3 protein-coding genes and 2 pseudogenes are annotated in these 5,747 nt (G+C 60.4%); 2 read left to right on the top strand and 3 right to left on the bottom strand.

The window, feature by feature from the left end; translation table 11 throughout:
• Positions 1 to 237: pseudogene (locus HCU76_RS35940) on the top strand (phosphate acyltransferase); the annotation flags it as partial.
• Between the two features lie 599 nt (positions 238 to 836).
• On the opposite strand, the gene HCU76_RS35945 reads toward HCU76_RS35940, so the two are convergent.
• The 3 genes and pseudogenes from HCU76_RS35945 to HCU76_RS35950 all read right to left on the bottom strand — a co-directional run bounded on the left by HCU76_RS35945 (position 837) and on the right by HCU76_RS35950 (position 4,191).
• The gene (locus HCU76_RS35945) at positions 837 to 2,273 is read right to left on the bottom strand and encodes an IS1182 family transposase (protein WP_218512010.1); all 1,437 of its coding nucleotides are present in this window, start codon (positions 2,271 to 2,273) and stop codon (positions 837 to 839) included.
• 64 nt (positions 2,274 to 2,337) lie between these two features.
• Positions 2,338 to 2,820 (bottom strand): annotated as a pseudogene (locus HCU76_RS37465) (hypothetical protein); the annotation flags it as partial.
• A 21-nt stretch (positions 2,821 to 2,841) separates the two neighbouring features.
• Positions 2,842 to 4,191, bottom strand: coding sequence for a lysozyme inhibitor LprI family protein (locus HCU76_RS35950; protein WP_218512011.1), 1,350 nt, complete (start codon positions 4,189 to 4,191; stop codon positions 2,842 to 2,844).
• Between the two features lie 474 nt (positions 4,192 to 4,665).
• On the opposite strand from HCU76_RS35950, the gene HCU76_RS35955 reads away from it, so the two are divergent.
• A complete protein-coding gene (locus tag HCU76_RS35955; RefSeq protein WP_218512012.1) occupies positions 4,666 to 5,280 on the top strand; it encodes a carbonic anhydrase in 615 nt (204 codons plus the stop codon).
• Positions 5,281 to 5,747: the final 467 nt, after the last annotated feature.

Consider the following 5,747-nt stretch of genomic DNA (forward strand, 5'->3'; position numbering starts at 1 on the left):
ACTGCGGTGATGCCGCACAGCGCACTCGCGGGCGACGCCAACCTGCTCGTCTTCCCGAATATTGACGCCGCCAACATCTCCTACAACCTGCTCAAAACAGCCGCCGACGGCAATATTGCGATCGGCCCGGTGCTGCTTGGCGCCGCCAAACCGGTCCATATCCTGACGGCGAGCGCCACGGTCCGCCGGATCGTCAACATGACTGCGTTAACAGTGGCAGATGCGAACGCTGCGCGAACTGATGCGCCGTGTGGCGGGGGAGACAGCTCAATGGCCCTCGGCTCATGGCCGGTAGTGTGAGCACGAGGTCGCGCCAGGGAGCTGACCTCCGAGGTGTCGGGGCGGCCGATCAAAGTCAGCTGCCCGGCGCGGCTGCAAACTGGCGGTCCCGGCCATAAGCATCGGTGATCGGGCGGGTTTATTGACCTGCAGGGTTCTCTTCCTAGACTCGTAAGCCCACTACGAAGGAGAGCTGAATGACCTACTTCACCGGAATCGATGTATCGACGAGGCCTTCAGGCTGATGCAGGACTACCTGTCTTGCAAGTCGTGCGCGCGTTCTGCGTGGAACTCGCGCAGGCTGAGGCAAGTGCGGGACGACAGCTCGCTTCATCGAACTGGCGTGGCTGCCGAACGGAACCAGAATGTGCGGTGCTCGAAGCCGACGGAGGCCCGAAATTGACCAATAGGCGAGCCCAGCGGTTCAAGGCGTACACCCGGTCCAGACTGAGGCTGTGTGCAAACACGATCGAGTAGCTGCGATGCGCTTTTCAAACCCGCAAGCTTGCAGCGGGTAGAGAAGCCATGGTTCGCAGACGATGAGCGGGCGTGCCGCCCTACGCTTTCATCTCTGAGATCAGTCTCGCGGCACCGACGATCTTGATCGCTCGCTGCAGGTTATAGGCCAACACCTGCAAGCTCATCTCGGTTCTCACATGGGGCAGCGTCCTGGTCAGGAAGTGTGTTGAACCCATCCAAGCCTTCAGCGTGCCGAACACGTGTTCCACGGTTCGCTGTCGCAGCTTGGAAGCCTCGGGCACGCCGTCCAGACGCGACTGAACTATCTCCAGGACCCCTTCATGCTCCCATCGACTGATCTTACGGAACGGAGCCGGTGTGCATTGAGGTTTGAGGTGGCAGCCTCGACACGCGGATGACCAGTACTTGCGTTGGGACTTGTCGTTCTCGATGGCCGTGAACCGGTAGATTGCGATCTGCTTAGCGGGGCAGACATAGACGTCACGGTGCTCGTCGTAGACGAAGTCACGTTTGTCAAAGCGCCCCTCCGCCTTGCTGTTCGATGTCAACGGTTTCGGCACCAGCGTTGCGATGCCAGCGCGCTCGCACTCCAGGATCTCGTAGCCTGAGAAGTACCCCCGATCAGCCAGCACAATTGGCTTCGGGTGTCCGATCGCTTGTTTTGCCGCCTTCGCCATGGATGCGAGCTGTTCCCGATCGGTCACTTCGTTGGTTACCTCGTGAGCGACGATCATGTGGTGTCTCGTGTCGACTGCCGTTTGCACGTTGTAGCCGACGACCGCCGAGCTGAGCCGGCTGGTCGACATCGAGCGTGCGTCGGGGTCGGTCAGCGAGACCTGACTTACCTGCGATGACTGCATGTGCTGATCGATCCGAGCGATCTCACGCATCTGTTCTTTGATCTTGGCAACCTTCTCCTGCAGACGGGAGACGCGCTCAGGCAGGACAATGGTCGGGTCACGGTCGGCGCGATCGAGCTCGGCAAGGTAGCGGCTGATGCTTTGTTCGAGCTGCTGTATCCGCACCTGGATCTTGTGGTTGGTGAAGTTCTTGTCTCGATTGTTGACGCCCTTGAACTTGCTGCCGTCGACAGCGACGATCCCGTCGGCGAACAGCTTGAGCCGTCGGCACAGCAACACGAACTCCCGGCACACCTTGCGGATGGCCACCCCATGGTCCTTGCGGAAGTCGGCGACGGTCTTGAAGTCGGGAGCAAGCCGCCCCGTCAGCCACATCAGCTCAACGTTGCGTTGCGCCTCGCGCTCCAGACGCCGGCTCGATTGCACCTGGTTCAGGTAGCCATAGATGTAGATCTTCAGCAGCACTGCGGGGTGGTACGAAGGTCTGCCAGTGACAGCCGGTTGCGTGCCTTCAAAACCAAGCTCTTGTAGATTCAGCTCATCGACGAAGACATCGACGACACGCACCGGATTCTCTTCGGCAATGTAGTCGTCAAGGCATTCGGGCAGCAGCGAAACTTGGCTGCGACTCTCGCCTTCGATGAATCTCTTCATGGGCTACCTCGCTGAGAACGGGTGCCACAATTTTATTTGTTGATGCCAGTTTGACGAAGCGTTTTCACACGGCCTCGACTGGTTGCGGCTGTTCGAGTTTTCGAGCCGAACGGCGGCGGCAGCTGAACGCTGACGTAGCACCCAGGTCCGATGCTCGACTGCTGTACATCGAAACTTGCCCTCCAACGGCAGGTCCCCTGTAGCGGCCAGCCGCAATCGCGTCGAACGGCGCGTTCGGGATGTCGCGAACTGGCGTTCGGGGCCCTGTGCCGTCCTTCAGCATCAAGAAAAGCTGACCTTCGTCCAAGTTACCGAACGGCCAGAAGCGGACCCCTATGACTCGGCTCCTCAAAGCAGTCACTGAGCCGCAGTCGACTGCAAAACTCCAACTGCCGTTCACTACTTCAGCCCGCGGGCGGTACAGGCGCAGCGTGTAGTTCCAGCCCGCGACGATAGGCAGACAGTTGGCCACCCGTGGGGTGCGATTGCCGAACTGGAGGTGAATGGCGCCATCAGCTTCCTTCTTCGCTGTGATGTTCTTCAGGGCATAGGCATTAGTTGACCGGCCCTACTTTGACGCAGGGGTCGAAAGGCTCGCAATTCGCTGCTCGTAGCTACTCTGGAGGCACGCAACCGTCATGCAGCGGTTCCGACTATCTTCGAGCCAAGCTTTCTGGGCCTTGCGCAGCCCTGCGCGATCATCGGTCGTTCGAAGCGCATCTTTGTACGAGTCGCTCATCCTCACGTCCAAGGATGCCAAAGAGGCGTCATTGCAAATCAGGTGTTCTACAACTGTTCTGGCTTTTGCGCAGTCGAAGCTTGGACGAACTTCCGACGCCGTCGGTTCAAATGGTGGGGCCGTAGAAGTGGCAGGCGCAGATTGCGCGGCGATCGGCGGCGGCGGCCCCTTGACTTCAACGGGTGCGGGTGCGGTCTTGGGCTTGAGGGATGGATCTAATGCCGCGCTGGAGTACATCTGCACGATGTCGCCACCGGCTGCGGCTTTGAACCGGATCGTGAATTGGTTGGCCGCGCGCGCCATGGTCACGAAGTCGGTGCTTTCGCAATCGCCGTTTTCGCACTGCAGCACAAGGGCAGAAAAGTTGGTGGCAATGAAGGCGGTGTAGTGCTTGACGACATTCGTTGCATCGGGCATCTCGAACTTCACGTCCACCTGGGCTGCGCCATACGAAGGAGCGTACTGCGGCCGTTCGTCGGCACCATCAAAGATGATGTTCTTGTTCACGCCACCCCAGCAGAGGTTCTGATGCGATCTGGTAGTCGTGATGCCCTTGCGTTTATTCATCTGATCTTCGAGCCCACCGGTGAGCTCCGTGCCACACGTCTGCACACTTTCTTCGTCGGTGATCGGATCCTTTCGGCGAATCTCTACCCACAGCTTGCTTTTGTTGAGGTACCGAAGTTCGTCGCCGCCCCGGGCCTTCGTCCAGCTGTAGTCCACTTTCTCGGGCTTTGACCGAGCAGGCCCTGGGAGGATCTTGCCCATCGAGTCTGCCGCCGTCGTGGAGGCGTCGTCAGCCCAGGTGACGGTGTTGCCCGCATGGCATCCGACGCGCTTGAAAGAGTCTATGTGCTCTATCCAGCGATCGGCATAACCTGCTTCGCCTGATTCGGGCGCCTTCTTGCCGTACAAAAATACAACATCACCGTCCAGGGTCTTGAACGGCTCCATCGGCTTCAAGACCTCGGGCGAAGCGCGAGGTCGGCCAGGCGCCATGAGATCCGCATAGTAGTCCTTGCACGATTGGCCGATGGATGCGAGCTGCATGGCTGGTGCTACGGGAGTCTTGACGGCTGCGGCTTCGGGAGTTGCAACTGTGTTGAACAGGGATACGCCTACCAGTAGGACCGCGGCAGCGCCGCCGACGATCGCGAGGGCCTTTGCGAAGGGCTTCATTTCAGGGCCTTTCTGCGGTGCACGTATCACCGCCCGGACGGTAGCGCGATTATGGGCCGAGGCGCTGGTTCGGCGTTCATGCAACCGCTTTGGTCCACGCGCGGCAGGAAGGCGGCAGTGGCCCCAGGCGTCCGCTTTTCCAAGACTGCTTTGTCCGCAACGGGCCCCGAACGCAATTTCGCGGCATGCGGAACCTGCCGTTCAACGCGATCTCGTTTGGCCGCTACAGGGGACCTGCCATTCGAGGTCAGGATTGGAGGGACAGCAGTCGCGCACCGCGCCAAGTGCGTAATTCAGCTTTCAGCCGCTGCCGCCGTTCAGCTTGAAAACTCGAACAGCCGCAACCAGTCTTGAAGAGTCGTACGCAACCGCAATGCGAATCCGATCGATCTGCGGTCTGTGGGGAGTCCTGGACTTGGCCTTGGGCACATCGTTGGGTAGCATCCCGGATGCAACTTCGGAGAGCCTCGTATCTTGGCAGCCAGTCATCCCCAGTCGTTCACCGCGGAAGAATCGCTCGCGTGCCTCAAGGAGGGTAACGAGCGTTTCGTCAATGGCCTTGCGCGTTTCCCGACTGTGCAGAAGGAGGTCCTCGCAGACCTCGCGAAAGGGCAGCATCCCCACACCACGATACTGGGATGCAGCGACAGCCGCGTGCCGCCCGAACTCGTGTTTGACGCCTCATTCGGAGAGCTCTTCGTCATTCGCGTGGCGGGCAATGTGCTCGGGCCCGCGATCCTGGGCACGCTGCAATACGCGGGTCTGCATCTGCGCACGCCGCTTTTCGTCGTCATGGGCCACGAAGGATGCGGAGCCGTGGATGCCGCGATCGGCTCAAAGTTTCATGGCGTCGCACAACAAAGCCGCATCGAAGCCCTGCTCGAAAACATCGGCCCGGCTCTCGACAAACTCGATGCGTCGCTGCCGCACGAAGCTTTGCTGCACGCTGCGGTCGAGGCCAACGTGCGTCATACGGTCCATGCGCTTCTCGGCACGGGTGAAGTCCAGGCGCGTCTCGCAGAGGGAGAAATGAAGCTGATCGGGGCAATCTACGACCTCGAGTCGGGCCGGGTCCGCTTCCTGGACTGACGGGGGGCTACGGTACTTCCAGACCAGCCGGGAACGGGGTGACGTGCTGTCGTCGCGACGCAGACCTTGGGCGCAATGCGATGGACGCGTCGTGGATCTCACCAGCCCGGCGATGGTGACGATGGACGTCTCGCCGTCGTTGCTGAATTCGAGCGCGACCTTTTGAGTGTTTGATTGGACAGAGGGCACGCTCGCTTCACGCGCGGATCCGGGCAGGACGCAACTCGGTCGCCGCTGCCCGACTTGGTTGAACGTCCCTCGGCATCGACTGCCGTCCGGCGGGTTCGCAGCGATTGCAGTTGTTCCCGGACGCGGGTCGAATTCACGCTGTACGGCTGAGACCGGTCTTCCCAGCGTGAAGCCGACTGTGCCATCTACAGCCGGTCACAAGGTAATGCTGTCGTAGCTCGAGTGCATACCTCTTGGGCGACTGGCCCTTGCAGGATCGAAGACCGCTATCTTGGCCC

This window comes from Variovorax sp. dw_308 (assembly GCF_019207085.1).
GTDB lineage: Bacteria > Pseudomonadota > Gammaproteobacteria > Burkholderiales > Burkholderiaceae_C > Variovorax.